At 63.9% G+C, this 21333-nt stretch carries 16 protein-coding genes; 5 read left to right on the top strand and 11 right to left on the bottom strand.

What is annotated here, in order from left to right:
* Nucleotides 1–16: 16 nt before the first annotated feature.
* Entirely contained in the window at nucleotides 17–1348 is a 1332-nt protein-coding gene (locus tag FNB15_RS09005; RefSeq protein WP_144068373.1) for an aromatic ring-hydroxylating dioxygenase subunit alpha, read from the bottom strand.
* A 115-nt stretch (nucleotides 1349–1463) separates the two neighbouring features.
* Between FNB15_RS09005 and FNB15_RS09000 the strand changes: the two genes are divergently transcribed.
* On the top strand, nucleotides 1464–2249 hold the full coding sequence (locus tag FNB15_RS09000) for an IclR family transcriptional regulator domain-containing protein (protein WP_144068372.1): 786 nt from the start codon (nucleotides 1464–1466) through the stop codon (nucleotides 2247–2249).
* Here FNB15_RS09000 and FNB15_RS08995 read toward each other — a convergent pair.
* Both FNB15_RS08995 and FNB15_RS08990 read right to left on the bottom strand, forming a co-directional pair.
* The gene (locus FNB15_RS08995) at nucleotides 2246–2746 is read right to left on the bottom strand and encodes an aromatic-ring-hydroxylating dioxygenase subunit beta (protein WP_221932779.1); all 501 of its coding nucleotides are present in this window, start codon (nucleotides 2744–2746) and stop codon (nucleotides 2246–2248) included. The two genes, FNB15_RS09000 and FNB15_RS08995, sit on opposite strands and share 4 nt — an antisense overlap.
* A gap of 2 nt (nucleotides 2747–2748) precedes the next feature.
* Nucleotides 2749–4047: an aromatic ring-hydroxylating dioxygenase subunit alpha gene (locus tag FNB15_RS08990; RefSeq protein WP_144068371.1), complete on the bottom strand. Its 1299-nt coding sequence runs from the start codon at nucleotides 4045–4047 to the stop codon at nucleotides 2749–2751.
* Between the two features lie 148 nt (nucleotides 4048–4195).
* On the opposite strand from FNB15_RS08990, the gene FNB15_RS08985 reads away from it, so the two are divergent.
* Nucleotides 4196–5878 (top strand): long-chain-fatty-acid--CoA ligase, encoded by a 1683-nt coding sequence (locus tag FNB15_RS08985; protein WP_144068370.1) that lies wholly within the window; start codon nucleotides 4196–4198, stop codon nucleotides 5876–5878.
* 20 nt (nucleotides 5879–5898) lie between these two features.
* Nucleotides 5899–6492 (top strand): carboxymuconolactone decarboxylase family protein, encoded by a 594-nt coding sequence (locus FNB15_RS08980; RefSeq protein WP_144068369.1) that lies wholly within the window; start codon nucleotides 5899–5901, stop codon nucleotides 6490–6492.
* Nucleotides 6493–6560: 68 nt separating this feature from the next.
* On the opposite strand, the gene FNB15_RS08975 is transcribed toward FNB15_RS08980, so the two are convergent.
* Complete coding sequence (locus tag FNB15_RS08975; RefSeq protein WP_221932778.1) at nucleotides 6561–8144, bottom strand: ABC transporter substrate-binding protein; 1584 nt, start codon at nucleotides 8142–8144, stop codon at nucleotides 6561–6563.
* Between the two features lie 110 nt (nucleotides 8145–8254).
* On the opposite strand from FNB15_RS08975, the gene FNB15_RS08970 reads away from it, so the two are divergent.
* Complete coding sequence (locus FNB15_RS08970) at nucleotides 8255–9760, top strand: M20 family metallopeptidase (protein WP_144068368.1); 1506 nt, start codon at nucleotides 8255–8257, stop codon at nucleotides 9758–9760.
* 283 nt (nucleotides 9761–10043) lie between these two features.
* On the top strand, nucleotides 10044–11759 hold the full coding sequence (locus FNB15_RS08965; protein ID WP_246068830.1) for an MFS transporter: 1716 nt from the start codon (nucleotides 10044–10046) through the stop codon (nucleotides 11757–11759).
* 66 nt (nucleotides 11760–11825) lie between these two features.
* On the opposite strand, the gene FNB15_RS08960 is transcribed toward FNB15_RS08965, so the two are convergent.
* The 7 genes from FNB15_RS08960 to FNB15_RS08930 all read right to left on the bottom strand — a co-directional run bounded on the left by FNB15_RS08960 (nucleotide 11826) and on the right by FNB15_RS08930 (nucleotide 21258).
* Nucleotides 11826–12533, bottom strand: a complete 708-nt coding sequence (locus FNB15_RS08960) for a response regulator (RefSeq protein WP_144068367.1) — start codon at nucleotides 12531–12533, stop codon at nucleotides 11826–11828.
* Nucleotides 12530–14011 (bottom strand): sensor histidine kinase, encoded by a 1482-nt coding sequence (locus tag FNB15_RS08955; protein ID WP_144068366.1) that lies wholly within the window; start codon nucleotides 14009–14011, stop codon nucleotides 12530–12532. The genes FNB15_RS08960 and FNB15_RS08955 overlap by 4 nt, the downstream gene beginning before the upstream one ends.
* Nucleotides 14012–14086: 75 nt before the next feature.
* Complete coding sequence (locus FNB15_RS08950; RefSeq protein ID WP_144068365.1) at nucleotides 14087–14911, bottom strand: isocitrate lyase/PEP mutase family protein; 825 nt, start codon at nucleotides 14909–14911, stop codon at nucleotides 14087–14089.
* 117 nt (nucleotides 14912–15028) lie between these two features.
* Nucleotides 15029–15952, bottom strand: a complete 924-nt coding sequence (locus FNB15_RS08945; RefSeq protein ID WP_246068829.1) for a 3-hydroxyacyl-CoA dehydrogenase NAD-binding domain-containing protein — start codon at nucleotides 15950–15952, stop codon at nucleotides 15029–15031.
* A gap of 2 nt (nucleotides 15953–15954) precedes the next feature.
* Complete coding sequence (locus tag FNB15_RS08940; protein ID WP_144068364.1) at nucleotides 15955–17016, bottom strand: TauD/TfdA family dioxygenase; 1062 nt, start codon at nucleotides 17014–17016, stop codon at nucleotides 15955–15957.
* A 72-nt stretch (nucleotides 17017–17088) separates the two neighbouring features.
* Nucleotides 17089–20160, bottom strand: a complete 3072-nt coding sequence (locus FNB15_RS08935; RefSeq protein WP_144068363.1) for an efflux RND transporter permease subunit — start codon at nucleotides 20158–20160, stop codon at nucleotides 17089–17091.
* A 3-nt stretch (nucleotides 20161–20163) separates the two neighbouring features.
* A complete protein-coding gene (locus FNB15_RS08930) occupies nucleotides 20164–21258 on the bottom strand; it encodes an efflux RND transporter periplasmic adaptor subunit (RefSeq protein WP_144068362.1) in 1095 nt (364 codons plus the stop codon).
* Nucleotides 21259–21333 lie beyond the last annotated feature (75 nt).

Here is a 21333-nt window from a genome sequence, read left to right as displayed (position 1 = left end):
CCCGAAACGAAGCGCGTTATTCGGCCGCGAGGACTGCCGGAGCCCGCCACGGCGCGGCCGCGCGTTTGCGCGCATCGGCCTCGCGCCAGTATGCCTGCCATGCGCCGGTCGGAGCAATGCCGTCGATGGTGACCGGACCGCGAATGGCCTTGGCGGCTTCGGCATCCAGCACCATCAGCGGCGGCTCGTTGCCGGTTTCGGCCTGGTCGATCGCCTTCATCAGCATCGAGCGGTAGTTGATGATGCCCTTGTCGGTGCTGCCGAGATGCTCGCGGGTGCGGTCCTGGATCGCGCCCTGGCTTTCCACCGCCCACTGGTCATGCACGTTGATGTCGTCGCCCATGCCGGTAAACGTCCGCGTCTTCTGCTCATAGGGGTCGAAGCCGTAGCTGTTCGACTTGTTCTTGCGCGGGATATAGTCCGGCAGCTCGTAAAGCTCGAGCCGCTGCGCGCGCATCTGCTGCTTGTCGACCGGGCCGGTGAAGCTGGTGAAGATGGCAAACCAGTAGCAGTTCACGTCATCGACCGGCACATGCCATTGCGTGATGGTCATCTCGGCCGAGAGCGGAATGTTGAAGGCCTGCGGGAACAGCAGGTTGGTCACGCGCACATGCGTGCTCTTCTCGTTCAGCTCGCGCAGTGCAATCAGCCGCATGCCGTAGTCGGTGCGCTCGATCTCGATGGTGGGGCGTTCGAATTCGCGCAGCACCTGCGTCATCGGCATGTCGGAATCAGCCGAATTGGCGCGGAACTGCCGGCCATAATTGGCATTCGGGTCTTCATCCTCGAAGAAGCGATGCAGGAAGGAGGCATGCGCCGGATCGATGCCGACTTCCAGCGCCTGCAGCCAGTTGCAGGCGATATGCCCCTTGAAGGCGAAGACATGGCTGTCAGGCGCGATGAAACAGTCGAGATCAGGGAAAGCCGGCGGCTCGCCTTCACCGAGATAGGCAAAGAGAATCCCGCTGCGCAGCACCACCGGATAGCTCTTCTGCTTGATGCGCTGGCAGAGCTTGCTGTTTTCCGGCTCGGCCGGCGTCTGCAGGCAGTTGCCCTTCACATCGAACAGCCAGCCATGGAAGGGACAGCGCAAGCCGCCGTCTTCCGGCCGGCCAAACGCCAGGTCGGCCCCTCTGTGGGGGCAGTCGCGATCCAGCAGGCCGAAGTGGCCGGCTTCATCGCGGAACAGCACGAAATCCTGGCCCATCAGTTTGACCGGACGCACCGGACGCAGATCGTCAAGTTCCTCGATCAGGGCGACCGGCTGCCAGTAGCGACGCAGTAGCCGGCCGGCCGGCTGGCCCGGGCCGACCCGGGTCATGCGCATATTCTGCTCGTGCGTGGTCATGGGGCCGCTCCCTCAAATCCTGGCCTTGACGGACCCTCCCACAGGTCCGATTATGTCCGACTAGCGAACATTTGTGCGATTTTAAACCCCTTCTTGTCCGAGGGCAACGCCGAACATGACCCGCCTGCGCGATACCGATGCCAAGACGCGCGCCCAGTCCGGCCGCAGCCCCGATTTCCTCGAGGCACTGGCCAGGGGCCTGAGCGTGCTGACCGCTTTTGACGGCAGCCGACCGCAGATGACGCTGAGCGACGTCGCCCGCGCCGTCGACCTGCCGCGCGCCACGGTGCGCCGTGCGCTCTATACGCTGACCGAACTCAGCTACCTGGAGAGCGACGGCAAGCTGTTCCGCCTCACCCCGCGGGTGGTGGGGCTCGCCGGTGCGTATCTTGGATCCGCGGGAAATGCGATGGCCTTACAGATTGCCTGCGATGCGCTCTGTCGCAAACTGGATGAGGCCTGTTCGGCCGCCGTGCTGCATGGCCAGGAAGCCGTCATGGTGGCGCATGCCTCGCCACCGCGCTTCATGTCCTCGGCGCCTGGCCTGGGATTCCGCGTACCGGCCTTCTGCTCGGCATTAGGCCGCGTGCTGCTGTCGGAGACCGGCATCGATGCCGCAACGCTCCAGATGCGCAAGCTGACGCCGCAGACCGTGACGGATGCCAGCGAGCTGCAGAGGCTGTTGGCCAAGGTCGTAAGTGACGGCTATGCGCTGGCCGACCAGGAGACGGAACTGGGGTTCCGCTCGATCGCCGTGCCGGTGCGGCGATTTGATGGGCGCATTGTAGCTGCGCTGAACATCGGCGTGCGCGTCGAACGTGCTGGCGCGGCACAGATGCGTAGCGAGTTCCTGCCTCATCTGCTGCGCGCGGCGGAGGAACTAAAGGACCGGGTCGTCTAGATCGGATAGATCATCGAGTTGAGGATCATCTCGCTGTCGAAGACGCAGACGCGCTCCTTCAGTTTCAGGCCTTCGCCTTCCCGTATGAAGATATCGAGATAGCGCCCGACATTGTAGATCTCCGACACCGAGCCCGGCTTGGTGCGAAAGACCGAATAATTCGCCGTCGCGCGGATTTCGATGCCGTTGTCGTTCAGGATCTGCGCCACGCCGATCACATGGCGCTGGTAATAGGGCGCATGGAACAGCGTATTGACGATGCCATAGGCGCGATCCTTCAGCATGCCCTGGCTTTCCAGCGCCATGGTCGCCAGCGGCAGGCCCGCATCGTGGTTTTCGCGCGGGATCACCTTGTAGAGGCACTCCTCGATGAACAGCTCGACCCAGGCGGCATAGTCGCCGCGGTCGAGGATATCGCCATAGGCGGCATTGAACTGGTCGACGCGATACTGAGCTTCCAGCACGGACAGCGGCAATGCCTGTGGACGCATCTGCATGATCAGAGCTCCATCACCTTGCGCCAGTAGCCGTACATGCCGCGGATCAGCGTCTCGGTCACCATATGCGGGGTCGGCGCCACGCCACGGCCATCGAGTTCGCAGATCGTCGAACCTTCAGCACCTTTCTGGCGGAAGCCGGCTTGAGAGAATTCAATCACCTCACCGTCGTCGGCCGAGACAAAGCCGGCCGGGCCGAACAGATTGGCCTGCCGTAGACGGCGCCGCGTCATCGCCTCGTCGTCTTCCTCGAAGCCGAAATGCGTCCAGACGAAATCGAAACAGTCCGGCCCCGACGGCACGATATGCCGCGTGGACAGCGAATTGACCTGCTGCTGGATGATCACACTGGGGAACAGCGTAATCATCGTGACGGTCGGCCCCTTCCACCAGTATTCCGGCACCACATCGAGCAAGCGTGCATCGTTAAGCGCCATATCCTTCTTGAAGCTGGTAACGCCTTCGGTGACGGCCCTGGCTTCGCCGCCGGCATTACGTTGCGAGATCATCACCGCGTGGCGGCCCTCGCTGTCCATCACCATGCGCGACTGCTGGTCGGCGCGCCACAGGCCGAAGGTGACGAACCAGGTGTGCAACAGACCCGGGTGATACGGGTCTTTGATATTTTCCATCATCAGCTTCCAGTTGCCCGGAATGCGCTGGCGGTTGGTACCGAGGATGGTCAGCTTGCGGCCGTCGAAGATGCGGTTGAGCCAGGGCAGGACATCCGGGCCGATATAGTCCTCGAAGCTGGGCGCGTCATGATCGAAGGTGGCAAAGACCAGGCCGTTATAGGTCGCGACTTTCAGTTTGGTCAGGCCATGCTGCTTGAGGTCAAAATCGGCGGGCATGCCGCCCTGCACTTCGCCATCGTCCTTCTTCACGCCCTGGCGGAACGGCAGGCCGGCAAGGTCGCCGTTCAGCTTGTAGGTCCACTGGTGATAGGGACAGACGAAGCTGCGCGCATTGCCGCGTGGCTTCTGGCAGAAACGCACGCCGCGATGGGCGCAACGGTTCTCCACTACATTCAGGCTGCCATCGCGCTCGCGCACCACGATCACCTGGCGTTCGCCAACGTAAGATATCTTGTAGTCGCCGAATTTCGGCAGCTCGGCCTCCAGTGCGACATAGCACCAGTGGCCGTTGCCGTAGAACATGCGGTCCAGTTCGCGGCGGTATACGGCCGGATCGGTATAGGCCCAGAAGGGTATCCGGCTGGAGCCTTCGCCCTCCCATTCAGGCAAGCCGCTGGGGGGCAGGGTTTCAGGCGAGGATGCAGTCTGGGGGGGCGCGAAATTCATCCGATACTCCCGATACGGATAATATTTGCATTTGCAAATATTATCCGTCCAATCCGGCTCCGCGTCAACTGCGCGTGCTTTCCGCTAGGTCATAATTGAATCGCGACGCAAAACGCCGGACCATGCCGGGCAGAACCGGAGGAAACGAATGTTCGACCGTCACTATGCGGTCTGGCCCAAGGGCGTGCCCAAGCACCTGACCCTGCCGGCCACCAGCCTGTACGAGAATCTGGAACTGTCCGTCCGGCGTTACCCCACCAAGCCGGCGCTGATCTATTACGGCTCGGCGCTGAGCTATGCCGCACTGAAGGATCATGTCGACCGTCTCGCCGGCTGGCTGGAACACGTCTGCGGCGTGCGGCGGCAGGATCGCGTGCTGCTGTATATGCAGAACAGCCCGCAATTCGTGATCGCCTATTACGCCATCCAGCGCCTGACCGCCGTGGTCGTGCCGGTCAATCCGATGAGCAAGACTGAGGAGCTGCGCCATATCGCGCGCGACACCGGCGCCAGCACCATTCTCTGCGGCCAGGATGTCTTCGCCTTCGCACAGCCGCTGCTCGGCCATGAGCTGCAGCACGCCATCGTCGCGGCCTATGCCGATTACGTCACACCCTATCATCTGAGGCCGAACGACATCGTGCAGCCCGATGTCGTCGCCGCGCCGCGTATGCCGGTGCCCGCCCCGGCCATCGCGTGGAACGACACGCTGGCAGCCAACCATGCCGCCGGTCCGCACAAGGCCACGCATGACGACTGGTGCGTGTTGCCGTATTCCTCGGGCACCACTGGGGCGCCGAAGGGCTGCCTGCACAGCATCCGCGGCGTGACGGCCACCCTGTTCGGTTCGATTGCCTGGAATCCGGCAACGCCCGAATCCGTGCAACTGGTCACACTGCCGCTGTTCCATGTCACCGGCATGCAGAATTCGATGAATGCGCCGCTGTTCAACGGCGCCACGCTGGTGCTGATGACGCGCTGGGACCGCAAGGTGGCCGCCGACCTGATCCGCCGCCATCGCGTCACGCACTGGCGCAACATCACCACCATGTGCGTCGATTTCCTGTCCGACCCCGACTCGGCCAACTGGGACCTGTCGTCGCTGATCGGCATCGGCGGCGGCGGCGCACCGATGCCGAAAGCGGTGGCTGCGAAACTGAAGGAATTCACCGGACTGGAGTATATCGAAGGCTATGGCTTGTCGGAGACCATCGCCGCCACGCATATCAACCCGGTGAGCAATCCGAAGCCGCAATGCCTGGGCATTCCGGTCTTCGACGTCGATTCCCGCATCGTCAATCCCGACACCCTGGAGGAACTCGGCCCGAACGAGACCGGTGAGATCGTGATGGCCGGGCCGCAGATTTTCCTCGGCTACTGGAACCGGCCGGAGGAAACAGCGCAGGTGGTCTTCGAGCGCGACGGCAAGCGCTTCTTCCGCTCCGGCGATCTCGGCTATTACGACGACGAGGGCTACTTCTACCTGGTCGACCGGCTGAAGCGCATGATCAATGCCTCCGGCTTCAAGGTCTGGCCCAGCGAGATCGAGGCGATGATGTATGCCCATCCCGGCATCCGCGAAGTCTGCGTGATCGCCACCGCCGATGCGCATCGCGGCGAAACGGTGAAAGCCGTGATCATTCCGAATGAGGGTGCGACGCTGACGCCAGACGATGTGCAGGCCTGGTGTCGCGAGCGCATGGCGGCCTACAAGGTGCCGCGCGTGATCACCTTCGCGGAAAGCCTGCCGAAATCCGCCACAGGAAAGATTCTGTGGCGCGTATTGCAGGACGAGGAGCGCGCTGCCGCGAAACCTGACGCCGCAGACTGAGTTTTTTTGAAAGGCCGTTCATGCCCCTGGTTACGCCGCTGCCTGAAGACCACAATCCCGATCTTGTCGACCTGGTCCAGTTTTTCCGCGGCCCTCTGGGTGTGGTGCCGAACAGCGTGCTGACCATGCAGCGTCGGCCAGCCATCGCCCGCGCCTTCACCGACCTGAACAAGGCCGTGATGGAGACTGGCGGCCGCGTGACCGCCGAGCAGAAGCGCCTGATCGGCTATGTCGCCTCGCATGCCGCCGGCTGCCACTACTGCGAGGCTCATACGATTCTGGCCGCCGAACGCTTCGGTGCCAGCCCGGAACGGCTGCGCGATATCTGGGAATACCAGAAGAGCCCACATTTCACTTCGGCGGAACGGGCAGCCTTCGATTTCGCACTGGCCGCCGCCTGCGTGCCGAATGCAGTCACACCGGATATCCAGCAGGCCCTGCGTCAGCACTGGAACGAAGACGAGATCGTGGAAATCGTCGGCGTGGTGGCGCTGTTCGGCTTCCTCAATCGCTGGAACGATTCAATGGCCACGACACTGGAAGATATCGGCATCGAAGCCGGCAGCCGCAATCTGGAACACACCGGCTGGCAGAAGGGCAAGCATGCCGACTGACCGTCTTCGCCATCCATAAAAAAAAAGGCCGCATCGCTGCGGCCCTTTCCACGTCCGGAGCCCGTCGCTTACTTGGCGGGCATGATGTAGTCGGCACGCACCATCTGGTCGTTGCGGCCGGGATAGTTGATGGTCTTTTTCATCGCCCAGGCCGACTGCTCGAAATGCAGCGGCAGCAGGCCGTAATCCTCGACCACCATCTTGCTGGCTTCCTGCAGCAGGGCCGAGCGCTTCTCGTCGTCCACCGTACCCATGGCCTGCAGCAACTTGGCATCCATGGCCGGGTTGGAATACCGCCCCTTGTTGGTGGTGCCCATGCCCTTTTCGCGGTTCGGCGTGGCGACCAGCGAGCGCAGGGCGTTGCTCATTTCCTGCGACGACCAGCCGGCCATATAGGCACTGTATTTCAACTCGTCGCGGTTCTTGAAGAAGACCGGCGGCACGGCCGAATCGACCTTGGTCTTCACGCCGGCGCGCGTCCACATCGCCGCAATGGCCTGCGCCACCTTGATGTCGTTGATGTAGCGGCCGTTCGGCGTGCCGAGCGAAATGCCAAAGCCATCGGGATAGCCGGCTTCGGCCAGCAGCGCCTTGGCCTTGTTCAGGTCATACTTGTCCGGCTTGGCATCCTTGCGCGTGCCGAACATCGGGAAGGGCAGGAAGTCTGCGGCCGGAATGGCGAGATTCTCCATGATGCGGGAGGAAATCGCATCGCGATCGATGGCGAGCGAGAGCGCCTGGCGCACCCGCTTGTCCTTCAGCGGATTCTTGGTCGTGCCCTCGATGCCGACGCTGGGTTCGCCAACATGATCGAGGTGAATGTAGATGATGCGGTTCGACACCGCCTGGCTGACATTCAGCTTCGGATCTTTCTTGAGCTTCTCGATATCGTCGGTCGGCGGATCCTCGATCAGGTCGACGTCGCCGGCCAGCATCGAAGCGGTGCGTGCTGCCGAATTGCTCATCGGGCGGAACGTCACCGTCTTCCAGTGTCCCTTGTTGCCCCAGTAGGCATCGTTGCGTTCCAGCACCAGCTGGGTGCCGCGCTTCCATTCGACGAACTTGTAAGGGCCGGTGCCGATCAGGCCCTGGCCCTGGTTGAGCGATTCAGACGTCACGCCTTCGGCGATTTCCGCCTTGGCGATTTTCTTCGGCATGATCGGCATGTTGGACATATCGAGCGGCAGCGCCGGTGCCGGACCATCGGTCTTGATGCGCAGCGTGAGTGGATCGACGATCTCGTAACCCGCGATCTGCCGCGTGTAGACCGTGTAGGGCGACGGGCTGTTCGGCACCTTGGCGGCGCGCTGGTAGGTGTAGACCACGTCTTCCGCGGTGAAGGGCGAGCCGTCGGAGAATTTCACATTCGGCCGCAGCTTGAATTCCCAGGTGGTGTCGTCGAGCGGTTTCCACGATACGGCCAGGCCCGGATAGATCTTGCCATCCTTGTCGGCCATGGTGACGGCATCATGGATATGGAAGGCGATCTGCAGGTTCGGTGTCAGCGCGTGATACTGTGGATCGAGCGAGCTGGGCTCGGTCTTCAGACCGATCTTGAGCTCCTGCGCTGCGGCCGGCAATGCCAGACCGAGCGCGACTGCGCTGGTCAGCACGAGCGCCATCCGGCGATGGAAATGTTCAGGCTGCGTCATCGTTATGTCCCCGCTATTTTGCGGCCTCGGGTCTGTTGCCCTTACCGCAGTCAGGAGTTCAGAGTAGAAGGAGTTAGGCCTCCCTGAAAGCGCAAAAAGACGTGAACCACATGCAGACCATTACCGACATTGCAGCAATGTGCGACGCCAAAGCCGATACCTGCATCGCCATGAGCGACGCGGTCTGGGACCTGGCCGAGTTGCGCTACCAGGAGCATGGCGCCGTGGCGGCACAGATCGCGCTGCTGGAAAAAGAGGGCTTTCGCGTGACGCGCGATATTGCCGGCATTCCCACCGCCTTCATGGCGGAAGCCGGCCATGACAGCGGCGGCGGCAATGGTCCGCTGATTGGTTTGCTCGGCGAATACGATGCCCTGTCCGGCTTGGGCCAGACGGCGGGCGTGACCGAACGCCGGCCGACGGCGCAGGCGAATGGCCAGGGCTGCGGCCACAACCTGCTGGGCGCCGGTGCGGTGCTGGCGGCGATTGCCGTGAAGGATCATCTGGCCGCCCATAAGATTCCCGGCCGCGTGCGCTACTACGGCTGCCCGGCGGAAGAAGGCGGTTCGGGCAAGACCTTCATGGCCCGCGCCGGACTGTTCAAGGATCTGGATGCCGCGATCTGCTGGCACCCCGGCAACTTCTGGGGCGTGATGTCGGTAAACACCCTGGCCAATATCCAGGCCTATTTCCGTTTCCAGGGTCGCGCGGCACATGCCGCCAGCGCCCCGCATCTGGGCCGCAGTGCGCTGGATGCCGTGGAACTGATGAATGTCGGCGTCAACTACATGCGCGAGCACATGCCGGCCAATGCGCGCGTACATTACGCCGTCACCGATACCGGCGGCATTTCGCCCAATGTGGTGCAGGCCACTGCCGAGGTGTTGTATCTGGTGCGCGCGCCCACCGTCGCCGCGGCCACCCAGTTGTTCGAGCGGGTGAAGAAGATCGCCGAGGGCGCCGCGCTGATGACCGAGACGCAGGCCTTTGTCGATTTCGACAAGGCCTGTTCCGAAGTGCTGCCCAACACGGCGCTGGAATGGGCCATGCATCGCAATATCGAGGCGCTGGGCCCGGTGGCCTTTGACGACGCCGACCGCGCCTTCGCCGACAGGATGCGGCGCGAGGCGCTGACGCCGGAAGATGTGTTCTCCAGTTTGCGCAGCGTCGGCGAGCCGACCACCTACGACAAGCCGCTGCATGACGGCATCCTGCCGTTCAACGGCACGCCGCGACAGCTCTATGGCTCCACCGATGTAGGTGATGTCAGCTGGCTGACGCCCACTGTTCAGTGCTGGGGTCCGTGTTTTGCCGTCGGCACGCCGGGCCATTCCTGGCAGCTGGTGGCACAGGGCAAGCAGCCAGCCGCGCATAAGGCCATGGCGCAGGCGGCCAAGGCGATGGCAGCCACTGCCATCGATGCACTGACCGATGAAGACCTGCTGAAGCAGGCGCGCAGCGAATGGGAGAAGCGCACCGCCGGTGCGCCGTATCAGTGCCCGATCCCGCCGCTGGTCGAATTGCCATTCGCGCGCAAGAGCAAAGGCGGCGTGCTGCTGGGCGGCGGCGCTTCTCCCTTCACCGCCGCACCGCTCACCCGCAGCAAGCCGGTTTGAATCGTCTGAAGGCCAGATAGCGAAGCGCGGCGCGGCGCGGCCGACCGGCTATGCGGTGACGATCAGAAAAGACCGTATTCTTGCGCTCTTTCTTCATGCGTATAAACAAACGCGAGTCACCCTGTAAACAACGCGTATACGAAACGCCGCATGCGCCTCCACCAAGGTCGGGGGGTGCTTTTGACCTTGGTCTATCCCACTCCGATACCTCAACAATTTATGATTCCCCATCGGATCGCGCGCTTGAAAAGCCGCGACCGCTTCACAAGGGAAGGGAACGCTCATGAGCGCCAATATTGCTGCCGACGGCGGGCGCCGTCGGCCGATGACCAAGGATGAGAAGCGAGTCATTCTCGCCTCGTCCGCCGGCACCATCTTCGAATGGTACGATTTTTATCTCTACGGTTCGCTGGCCGCGATGATCGGCGCGCAGTTCTTCTCGGCATTCCCGGAAGCGACGCGCAACGTCTTCGCGCTGCTCGCCTTCGCCGCCGGCTTCCTGGTCCGCCCGTTCGGTGCGCTGGTCTTCGGTCGCCTCGGCGATATTGTCGGCCGCAAATATACCTTCCTCATGACCATCCTGATCATGGGCACCTCGACCTTCCTGGTCGGCCTGCTGCCCGGCTATGCCAGCATCGGCTGGGCCGCGCCGATCATCCTGATCGCGTTGCGCATGCTGCAGGGTCTGGCGCTCGGCGGTGAATACGGCGGCGCCGTGGTCTACGTGGCGGAACACGCCCCGCAGGACCGTCGCGGTTACTTCACCAGCTGGATCCAGACCACGGCCACGCTCGGCCTGCTGATGTCGCTGCTGGTCATCCTGGCCTGCCGCAGCTACCTCGGTGAGAAGGACTTCGCCGACTGGGGCTGGCGCGTGCCGTTCCTGCTCTCGATCTTCCTGCTGATCATCTCGGTCTACATCCGCATGCAGATGGAAGAGAGCCCGGCCTTCACCAAGATGAAGGAAGAGGGTCGCACCTCGAAGGCGCCGCTGTCGGAAGCCTTCGGCCAGTGGAAGAACGCCAAGTTCGCCCTGATCGCCCTGCTCGGCCTCACCGCCGGTCAGGCCGTGGTGTGGTATACTGGCCAGTTCTACGCCCTGTTCTTCCTGCAGAACGTGCTGCGCGTCGACCTGCTGACCACGAACGTGCTGATCGCATGGGCGCTGATCATCGGTACCGGCGGCTTCGTGTTCTTTGGCTCGCTGTCCGACCGTGTCGGCCGCAAGGTAATCATCCTGGCCGGCTGCCTGATCGCAGCCATCACTTACTTCCCGGTGTTCAACTACATCACCGCAACCGCCAACCCGCAGCTGCACAAGGCGCATCAGTCGGTTGAGGTGGTGGTGATCGCCGACGCGAAGAACTGCTCGTTCCAGTTCAACCCGACGGGCACCTCGAAGTTCACCACGGCCTGCGACATCGCCAAGGCGACGCTCGCGCGCAGCTCGGTGCAGTACACCACCGAGAGCAAGGCGGGTGCGACCGAAACGGTGGTGAAGATCGCCGGCAAGGAGATCCACTCCTACGACGCCAGCAAGCTGACTGGCGACGAAGCCAAGACCGTTCCGGCCGCCTTCACCAAGTCGGTGAACGACGCGCTGGGCGCCGCCGGGTATCCGGTTCCGGGTGTCGCCAATACCGAGATCGTCAAGACCTCGGGCTTCTTCGACATCTTCCGGGCGCAGCCGCTCAAGCTGATCGTGCTCCTCACCTTCCTGATCATCCTGGTCACGATGGTGTACGGCCCGATCGCCGCGGCGCTGGTCGAACTCTTCCCGACCCGCATCCGCTACACTGGCATGTCGCTGCCCTACCATATCGGTAACGGCTGGTTCGGTGGTCTGCTGCCGGCCACTGCCTTCGCGATGAGCGCCGAAGCCGGCAACATCTACACCGGCCTGTGGTACCCGATCGTGATCGCGGTCGGCACGCTGATCATCGGCGCGATCTTCGTTCCGGAGAACCGGAACAAGGACATCTTCGCCGACGACAAGTAATCGTCGTCGCCAGGACACGAAGAAGGCGCCGGGGCAACCCGGCGCCTTTTTTATCGGGCAATCCGTTCAGGATGAGGCTTCGAGCTGGTCCTGCACGCGCAGGCGATAGCCGACGCCGACCTCGGTGACGATATAGCGCGGCTGGGTCGGGTCGCGTTCCACCTTCTGGCGCAGCTTGCGCATGAAAATGCGCAGGTAATGCGCATCCTCGGCATGGCCGTCGCCCCAGATTTCCTTCAGCATCTGCTCATGCGTCACCACCTTGCCGGCGTGGCGGGTCAGGTATTGCAGCAGGGCATATTCCTTAGGCGACAGCCTGATCTCGGCGCCGGCAAGCAGCACCTGGCGACGCGCCATATCGATGTTCAGGTCACCGACGGCGAAGACCGGCTGGGCGACGACTTCGGGGATGCGGCGCAGCAGCGCATTCACCCGGGCAATGAATTCGGCGATGCCGAAGGGCTTGGTGATGTAATCGTCGGCGCCCAGCTCCAGCGCTTTCACCTTCTCGACCTCGCGGTTGCGCACCGACAGGATCAGCACCGGCAACGACGACCATTCGCGAATCCGCTGCAGCACATCCAGCCCGTCCATGTCGCCCAGCTGCAGGTCGAGCACCACCAGGTCGGGCGATTTCGTGGAGGCCTCGCGAAGGGCTTCGGCGCCTGATTCGGCTTCAATCACCTCATAGCCATGCACCGACAGGCCGGTGCGCAGGAAACGTCTGATCTGTTTCTCGTCATCGACGACCAGGATGGTACGCGCACTGTTCATTCCGCGACTCCGCGATATTCGCCCTGGGCCGCGCCGCTGGATTCCATGATCGGCAGGCGTATCCGCATCGTGGTGCCCTGTCCCAGGCCGGCGCTTTCCGCCATGATACTCCCGCCGCTGGCTTCGATGAAGGCTCGGCTGATCGTCAGGCCAAGGCCGGTGCCATGCGGCTCCTCGACCTGACTGATGGCACGATAAAACTGGTCGAAGACCTGCAGACTCTGTTCCGGGGTCATGCCGCGGCCGTTGTCGCGCACGAAAAGTTCGACATAACGCGCAGCCGCAAAGGCGCCGATCAGGATCGGGCTGCCAGGCGAGGCGTATTTGGCGGCGTTTTCCAGCACGTTGACCAGCGCCTGCTGCAGCAGCACCGCATCCGCCGTCACCATGGGCAGGTGGGCTGGCAGTTCGACGCGCAGGTGATAGCCCTCAAGATGACCGTGGCAGTGTCGGAGCGCCGCCTCGACGATATCGATCAGGTCGGTCGGCTCGAGCACCGGATGCAGGCGGCCGGCCCGGATGCGAGTGAGGTCGAACAGGCGGCCGATGAAATGCTCGAGCCGTTCGGCCTCTTCGCGGATCGCGACCACCAGTTCCGTGCGCTCTTCTTCGCTGCACAGGTTGCCGTAGCGCTCCAGCGTTGAGGAAGAGCCGAGGATGGCGGCCAGCGGCGTGCGCAGGTCATGTGACATCGAACTGATGATTGCATCGCGCAACTGGTCCGCCTTGGCATCGATACGGGCAATCTCGCTGCGTTCGGCCAGGCGCTTGCGCTCCAGCGCAGTGGCCACCAGTTCGATCAGCGCGGCCAGGAAGACCGGTTCCATCGCCGTACTGCTGCCATGCAGCGCCAGGCCGCCCAGCAGTCGTTTGCCGTGGCGCACCGCATAAAGAACCCATGGGCCCTCCACCACTTTGCGCTGTACGCCGTCCCTGTCCATGACCCAGCTCGAGGCCGCATCGATCAGATCGGCTTCGGGCGGATTGGCCATTCCCGAAACCGCCGCGACCGTCCAGGCATCATCCTGGTGCAGCAACACGGCGCAAGGAACGCCGGCAACCCGCTGGGTCTGATACGCGATGGCTTGCGGAATCTCGGGGGTTTCTGCCACGGCGGCGAGATGTCGGCCGACGTCGTAAAGCTGCTGCATGCGCTGTGCCGAACTGCGCGCCCAGGCCGCCAGCGGCCCGACCACCGCCGCGACCACAGTGAAGATCGCCAGATCGACCATCTGCACCGGGTCGAGCACGGCGAGCGAGAAGATGGGCGGATAGAAGAAATAGGCCGCAATGACCAGCGTGCAGATCGCGGCATACAGCGCCAGGAACACGCCAAAGGCGAGCGCCGAGACCAGCACCACCGGCACGAAGAACAGCGACACCGCCACCACCGGCGTCACACTGGTGACGATATGCGCCGCCACCCCGGCCGCAATCAGGGCCAGGCTGGTAAGCAGATATGGCAGGATATGGCGCATGGCGGAGCGACAGTCTGCCCTGCCCCGCCCCCATCGGCAACCAAGCCGGCGGCAACTAAGCTGCCGCCAATTCCGTCAGCTGTTCAGGCGCTGGGTGAACAGCCGGTTCAGTTCCGCACCCGGTGCGCCTTGCTTGAAATGCTCAAAGGTGCCTTCGGCGGCAATCTCCTTGGCGGTGCGGATGAATTCACCCCAGGCAACGCGCGCCAGCGAACCGCCGACGCTGATGCGGCGCACGCCGAGCCTGGCCAGGTCGGCCACGCTCTGCCCCATGGTCAGCATATTGACCGGCTTGCTCCCGGCAGCCTGGACCACCGCCTGGATCTGCGCGTCTTCTTTGATGCCGGGCGCATAGAGCACATCGGCGCCGGCGGCCGCGAAGGCCTTCAGCCGCTTCACCGTCTCGTCCAGGTCCGGACGACCGACAAAGAAACCTTCGGTGCGCGCGGTCAGCAGCACACCGCTGTTGGTCTTGTCGATGGCAGCCCGCGCCGCCGCGATGCGCTTCACGGCGAGGTCGAAATCATACAGCGGCGCCGCCTTGTTGCCGGTCGAATCCTCGATCGACAGCCCGGCGACACCAGCCTCGACCGCCCTGACCACATTGGCGGCGACACCGTCCGGGTCGTCGGCGAAACCGTTCTCGTAATCGGCATTGACGGGAATGTCGGTGGCAGCGGTCAGCGCGCGCAGATGCGCCAGCACGTCGTCACGCTCAACCTTGTTGTCGGGCTTCGCCATCGACCAGGCCATGCCGGCGCTGCTGGAGGCGAGCGCCTTGAAACCCAGACTCTGCAGCAGCACGGCTGAGCCGGCATCCCAGGGATTGGGAATGACGAAGCAGCCGCTCTCATGCAGCTTGCGGAAGGCGGTGCGTTTGTCGGTGGCGGAGACAGGCATGGCGGTTTCCTCTGGTTTGTTTGCACCAGAGTAAGGCCGGATCGTGCCGGAACAAGGCAGGATGTTTCGGCCAGGACCGAATTATGGGCCGAATATTGTCTGGCTACATTTCGCGGTTCAGCGCTGCCGGCGCTGCTTCGCCCGCAGTTTCAGCGTCTCGATCAGCATGGTGTCGCGTTCGGCCGACAGCTCCGCGATGCTGCGGCCGGCGGCTTCCTCATCGACGCCGCGCACCAGCCTGTCCTTTACCTCGGAGGTCAATGACGGCTGGCCGAGGGCGGCCCAGCGCTTTTCCTGACTGGGGCCGAGATGGTCGAGATAGTGACGGTAGCCGCCATCACCGCCGCCGAGGTGATAGGTCATATGCGCGCCCTGGATCGACCAGCGCAGACCCGGACCTTCGACCAGCGCCTTGTCGACATCAGCAACACCGGCGATGCCCTCGGCGACGATATGCACGGCCTCGCGATACAGCGCCGAGGCCAGCCGGTTGGCGACATGGCCGGGCGCCTCGCGCTTCATGCGGATCGTCACCTTGCCCATCGCCTCATAGAAGGCGCCGGCCTGCGCCACGCGGTCGGCATCGGTGCCATAGAGTTCGACCAGCGGAACCAGATGCGGCGGATTGAAAGGATGCGACACGATCAGTCGCGACGCCGCGTCTTTCATGCCCTCGGTCAGCTGCGACCAGGCAAAGGAGGATGTGCTGCTGGCAATGGTGGCCTGCGGTTTGGCGGCGGCGAGAATCTCGGCAAACAGCTTGTGCTTCAGTTCCAGTTTCTCGGGTGCGTTTTCCTGGATCAGGTCGGCATCGGCAACGGCCGCCTTGAGCCGCGCCACAACCTTCACCTTGCCTTTGCCACGCCGGCCGAGCTGGGCCAGCTGCTTGCGCGCCGCTTTCATACGCTCGCGGAACAGCGCACGCGCCGTGGCATCGGGGTCCCAGGCGATAACGTCGATATCGTTTGCCGTGAACAACGCCGCCCAGCTGGCGCCGATCAGTCCGCCGCCAACAATGGCAACCGTTTTTATATCCATCATGCTCATACCGCTTCGAAAGGCACGGTCAGCTGCGTGCCAGGGACAATAATCCCGCCGCGCTCGCCGGGCGTGACGCTGCCATAGCGCTGGGCGAAGACCGGCGGCAGCGATCGTGCCTGTTTCGGCGCCAGCCAGAGCCGCAGCAGGTGCCGCCGCTGCGCCGGATCATCCCAGTCCTCAAAGGCCGTGCGATCATGCAGCAGGGTGTGATTGTGCACCAGCTGCACATCGCCCGGCTCCAGCACCATGTGGAAATTCAGCGCCGGATCGTTGCACAGCGCGTCGAACAGGTCATAGGCCTCGACCTGTTCGGGCGTCAGCGGCGCGACGTCGTCGAAGCGGCGTGCGCTCTCGATATACTGGCGCTGATAGATCGCCGAGAGATGGCCGTCATGCCAGTTGTAGGTCGGGATGGTGAAATACGGCTTCTCGCCCACCGGCACTTCGCCGCGCCGGTCGGTCTCGATGGGTGCCAGCAGATGCGCCAGCAGGTCCGGCCGGCGCCGGCGCATTTCGTTGAACACGGTGACCGAACTGACCAGAGCCGAATGGCCCCCGGATTTTGCCACCTGCAGGCACAGCAGCCCGACGATATCGGCGGAATCGGTGTGAAACGTCTGGCGTTCATGCGTCTGGTAGATACGCACATTCGGATCGTTGCTGCTGAGCCCCATATCCCTGACATGGCCAAGGATATGTCCGCGCGCATTCTGTGACCGCGCGCTGCCCAGATGGCTGCCGATCCCGAGAAAGGCAATCGCGGATTCACGCAAGGACCAGTGCTTGACCGGCAGTCCGCGCAGCAGCGCAAAGCCGCGACCGTCCAGCACCTCGGCCCTGATGCCGGCCAGCCGCGGGCCCAGTATCGGCAACGGGAAATCCGCCGGCGTCAGCTGCGCGGCTACCGCATCCGGGCCGCTGGCGATACGCCGCATCGCGGCCTCGACCTCGGCGACTTCGTCAGGTGTGAAATGCGTGAGCCAGCTCTGGTCCTGCAGCATGGCCGGGCCATACCAGGCGGAGGCATCGTTGATTTCGGGCGGCAGGGTTGCGGCTGCGGTCATGCGGCGATAATGCCCGACCTCCGTGCTCGATCAAGAGGCGGGGCTGATCAAGGCCCCGCCAGCAGACAGCAGTCACTCGGCCGGATGGTGCACCGCCGCAGGAGCGGCGGCCTTCACCTTGCTGCGGTCGCGTGCCAGCAGCGTATAGGCGGTCGGCACCACGAACAGCGTCAGCAGCGTGCCAAGCAGCAGGCCGCCGACGATGACGAGGCCGATCTGGTTGCGGCTTTCGGCGCCGGCGCCCAGCGCCATGGCGAGCGGCAGCGCGCCCAGCACCATCGCCGCCGTGGTCATCAGGATCGGGCGCAGGCGCAGCGACGCGGCCTCGATCACGGCCTCCAGCCGGCTGCGGCCTTCTTCCTGCAGCTGGTTGGCGAATTCCACGATCAGGATGCCGTTCTTGGTGATCAGGCCGACCAGTGTGACCAATCCCACCTGGCTGTAGATGTTCATCGTGCCGCCGCCCAGTTTCAGTGCCAGCAGCGCGCCGGTCATCGAGAGCGGCACCGTCAGCATGATGATGAAGGGGTCGATGAAGCTTTCGAACTGCGCCGCCAGCACCAGGTAGATGAACAACAGCGCAAGGATGAAAGTGAACAGGATATCGCCCGAGGCCTGCTTGAATTCGCGCGACTGGCCGTTGTAGTCGATCTGCACCGTGGCTGGCAGCACCGCGCGGGCGGCGGCTTCCAGCTGGGCCAGCGCCTCGCCTTCCGAATAGCCCGGCGCCACGTTGGCGGTCACGTCGGCGGCGCGCAGCTGGCTCATGCGGGTGAGTTCGCGCGCGGTGAGCGACTCGCGCACATCGACCAGGTTCGACAGCTGCACCATCTGGCCGCTGCGGCCGCGTACATAGATCTTCGACAGGTCTTCCGGGTTGGCGCGCTCGATATTGGCCACCTGCACAATGACGTCGTACTGCTTGCCGTTCTGCTTGAAGCGCGTGACCTGGCGGCCGCCCAGCATGGTTTCCAGCGTGCGGCCGATGGTGTCGACATCGATGCCGAGATCGGACGCCTTCTCGCGATTGACCGCAACCTTGATCTCCGGCTTGTTCATTTTCAGCCGGGTGTCGATGTTGGTCAGCGCCGGATACTTCGCCGCCTCGGCCGTCACCAGGCCGACCAGGCGGTTGAGTTCGCTGTAGTCCATGCTGCCCTGCAGTACGATCCAGACCGGCGGCGAGCGCAGATTCTGGCCCAGCGACGGCGGATTGTTGACGAAGCCCTGCACGCCGGCCAGCTCGTTGAACCTGGGCGTCAGCTGGGTGACGATCTGCTGCTGCTTGCGGTCGCGGTCGTTCCAGTGTTCCAGGCGGGTGAATGACACACCCTGCGACAGGATCGGATTGCCCGACACCACGAAGCGCGACACCGCCTCGGGCACTTCTTCCATGATCCTCTCGACCTGGCGGGCGTATTTCTCCATGTAGTTCAGCGTGGCACCTTCGGGGCCGTTGAAGCTGCCGATGATGGTGCCGCGGTCTTCAATGGGCGACAGTTCGGGCTTCAGCATGGCGAACAGGAAATAGCTGCCGCCGGCAAAGACGACGCCGATCAGGATCACCAGCGGCCGCGCCTTCAGCGCCTGCCGCAGAAAACGGCTGTAGCCGTCGGTCATGCCGTTGAGCGCTTTTTCCACCAGGTTGAACAGCCGGCCATGGCTCACTTCATGCTTGAGCAGGCGGCCGCACATCATCGGGCTGAGCGTCAGCGCGACGAAGCCGGAGACCAGCACGGCACCGGCCAGCGCCCAGGCGAATTCGGTGAACAGGCGGCCGGTCGTGCCGCTCATGAAGCCGATCGGCGCATAGACGGCGGCCAGCGTCAGCGTCATCGCCACCACGGCGAAACCGATTTCCTTGGCGCCCTTGAAGGCGGCGTCCAGCGGCGCCATGCCGTCTTCGATATGGCGATAGATGTTTTCCAGCACCACGATGGCGTCGTCGACCACCAGGCCGATGGCCAGCACCATGGCGAGCAGGGTCAGCGTGTTGATGGTGAAACCCATCGCATACATGATGGCGAACGCGCCCATCAGCGAGGCCGGGATGGTGACAACCGGAATCAGCGTGGCGCGCCAGTTGCGCAGGAACAGGAACACCACCGCCACCACCAGCAGAACCGCCTCGCCAATGGTGCGATACACCGAGTCGATGGAGGCGCGGATGAAGACGGAGGTGTCGTAGGCGATCTGCGCCTGCATGCCTTCGGGCAGGTTTTCCAGGATCGACGGCAGCGCCTCGCGCACGCCTGCGGAAATATCCAGCGGATTGGCAACCGCCTGCTTGACGACGCCAAGCGAGACGGCGGGCTTGCCGTTGAAACGCACGCTGACGCGCTCATCGGCCGGGCCGACCTCGACATGGCCGACATCGCTGAGCCGCACCGGGTAACTGTTCACTTCACGGACAATAATGGCGCCGAACTGTTCGGCCGTGCGCAGGTCGGTTTCCGACAGCACGGTGAATTCCATGTTGCGGCTTTCGATGCGGCCGGCCGGAAGATCGACATTCTGGCGGCGCAGCGCGCCTTCCACATCCTGCGGCGTCAGGTTGTAGGCGGCCAGACGCCCGGCATCGAGCCAGATGCGCATGGCGTAGCGGCGCTCGCCGAAAATACGCGCCTCGGACACGCCGGCGATCGACTGCAGGCGGTCTTTCACATAGCGGTCGGCAAAATCGGTCAATTCAAGTGCGGAATGGCGATCCGACGAGAAGGCGATATAGAGCACCGGCTGGGCATCGGCCTCGACCTTCGACACGATCGGCTCGTCGATTTCATCGGGCAGCTTACCGCGCACGCGGCTGACGCGGTCGCGCACGTCATTGGCGGTGGACTCTGCGTCACGCGACAGCTTGAAGCGCACCACCACCAGACTGCGCTCCGGCCGCGTGATCGAGCGCACGAAGTCGATCCCCTCGATGCCGGCGATCGACTCTTCCAGCACGCGCGTAACCTGGCTTTCGATCACTTCCGCGCTGGCGCCGCGATAGACGGTTTCCACCAGCACCACCGGCGGATCGATATTGGGATATTCGCGCACCGTCAGCCGCGTGAAGGCGACAAGGCCGACCAGGATCACCACCAGGCTGAGCACGGTGGCGAAAACGGGCCGTCGGATGCAGAGGTCGGAGATTTTCATGGCTTACGAACCCGCCAGCTTCGACGCGCGTACGAACTGGCCGTCGCGCAGCTTCTGCGCGCCTTCCGACACGATGGTGTCACCGGCCTGCAGGCCCTCCAGCACCTCGACCTCGCCGCCGCGGCGCAGGCCGGTGCGCAGCCTGGTCTGCACGGCCTTGCCATCGATGACGCGGAAGGCGAAGACATCGCGCCCCATCGGCATCAGCGCGGTTTCGGGGATCAGCACCGCATTCGGGCGCTCTTCCACGATCAGCGTGACGCGGGCGAACATGCCCGGCCGCAGCTTCTTGTCGGCATTGGGCAGGCGGGCGCGCAGGATCACGGCGCGGCCGTTCGGGTCGATCGCCGGATCGATGGCATAGACGCGGCCGTCAAAGGTCGCGCCGGGGAAGCCATCGAGGCGCACGCGGATCGCCTGGCCGCTGGCGATGACCTGGGCATAGATTTCCGGAATGCGGAAATCGACCTTCAGCTGTTCGACGCTTTCGATATTGGCGATGGTCTGGCCAGGATTGACATAGTCGCCGACGCTGACCTGGCGCAGGCCGAGGATGCCGTCGAAGGGCGCGCTGAGCGTGCTCTTGTCGAGTGTGGCCTGGGCGAGCGCCAGAGCCGCTTCGTCAGTCGACATCTTGGCCTGCGCTTCGTCCAGCGTGCGCTGGGTGCCGGCGCCACGGTCGGCCAGTTCCTTGGCGCGGCTGAAATTGGCGCGGCTGAGCGTGATGCTGGCGCGCGCCTGGTTGACCTGCGCGCGTGCGATGGCGGCGTCGAGCCGCAGCAGCGGCGCACCGCGCTTCACCGGCTGGCCTTCCTCGAATAGGATTTCGCTGACACGTCCGGCGATTTCCGGCCGCACCACGACAGACTCATCCGAGCGCAGGCTGCCGATGGCTTCGATCTGCTGACGCACCGCGCCGGTGCCGACCTGGCGGATATCCACCGGGATCGGCGCCTGCGCGCTGCCCTGCCGCGGCGCGGTCGCCGTCGTGCCCGATGCGCTGGGCGTGACCTTCTCGCGGATCTCCGGGCCGTAAACCCAGATCACGCCGCCGACCACCGCCAGCGCAACAATGCTGATACCGAAGCTCTTCTTCATCACCCGCCTGCCAATTCGGAAATCTACGGCGCCACCCCTCCCCGGGTTTTCGCCGGATCCTCATGCGGATCCGGA

This window comes from Ferrovibrio terrae (genome assembly GCF_007197755.1).
Lineage (GTDB): Bacteria > Pseudomonadota > Alphaproteobacteria > Ferrovibrionales > Ferrovibrionaceae > Ferrovibrio > Ferrovibrio terrae.
Note: the sequence above shows the minus strand (reverse complement) of the source record. Positions and strands in the feature narration are given on the sequence as shown.

Bases quoted from the DNA above. Each gene is read 5' to 3' on its own strand.
- FNB15_RS08990 (WP_144068371.1), bottom strand. From the start codon at position 4,047: ATGAATTTCGCGCCCCCCCAGACTGCATCCTCGCCTGAAACCCTGCCC.
- FNB15_RS08940 (WP_144068364.1), bottom strand. From the start codon at position 17,016: ATGACCGCAGCCGCAACCCTGCCGCCCGAAATCAACGATGCCTCCGCC.
- FNB15_RS08945 (WP_246068829.1), bottom strand. From the start codon at position 15,952: ATGATGGATATAAAAACGGTTGCCATTGTTGGCGGCGGACTGATCGGC.
- FNB15_RS08985 (WP_144068370.1), top strand. From the start codon at position 4,196: ATGTTCGACCGTCACTATGCGGTCTGGCCCAAGGGCGTGCCCAAGCAC.
- FNB15_RS08975 (WP_221932778.1), bottom strand. From the start codon at position 8,144: ATGACGCAGCCTGAACATTTCCATCGCCGGATGGCGCTCGTGCTGACC.
- FNB15_RS08935 (WP_144068363.1), bottom strand. From the start codon at position 20,160: ATGAAAATCTCCGACCTCTGCATCCGACGGCCCGTTTTCGCCACCGTG.
- FNB15_RS08965 (WP_246068830.1), top strand. From the start codon at position 10,044: ATGAGCGCCAATATTGCTGCCGACGGCGGGCGCCGTCGGCCGATGACC.
- FNB15_RS08950 (WP_144068365.1), bottom strand. From the start codon at position 14,911: ATGCCTGTCTCCGCCACCGACAAACGCACCGCCTTCCGCAAGCTGCAT.
- FNB15_RS08980 (WP_144068369.1), top strand. From the start codon at position 5,899: ATGCCCCTGGTTACGCCGCTGCCTGAAGACCACAATCCCGATCTTGTC.
- FNB15_RS08960 (WP_144068367.1), bottom strand. From the start codon at position 12,533: ATGAACAGTGCGCGTACCATCCTGGTCGTCGATGACGAGAAACAGATC.
- FNB15_RS08955 (WP_144068366.1), bottom strand. From the start codon at position 14,011: ATGCGCCATATCCTGCCATATCTGCTTACCAGCCTGGCCCTGATTGCG.
- FNB15_RS08970 (WP_144068368.1), top strand. From the start codon at position 8,255: ATGCAGACCATTACCGACATTGCAGCAATGTGCGACGCCAAAGCCGAT.
- FNB15_RS09000 (WP_144068372.1), top strand. From the start codon at position 1,464: ATGACCCGCCTGCGCGATACCGATGCCAAGACGCGCGCCCAGTCCGGC.
- FNB15_RS08930 (WP_144068362.1), bottom strand. From the start codon at position 21,258: ATGAAGAAGAGCTTCGGTATCAGCATTGTTGCGCTGGCGGTGGTCGGC.
- FNB15_RS08995 (WP_221932779.1), bottom strand. From the start codon at position 2,746: ATGCAGATGCGTCCACAGGCATTGCCGCTGTCCGTGCTGGAAGCTCAG.
- FNB15_RS09005 (WP_144068373.1), bottom strand. From the start codon at position 1,348: ATGACCACGCACGAGCAGAATATGCGCATGACCCGGGTCGGCCCGGGC.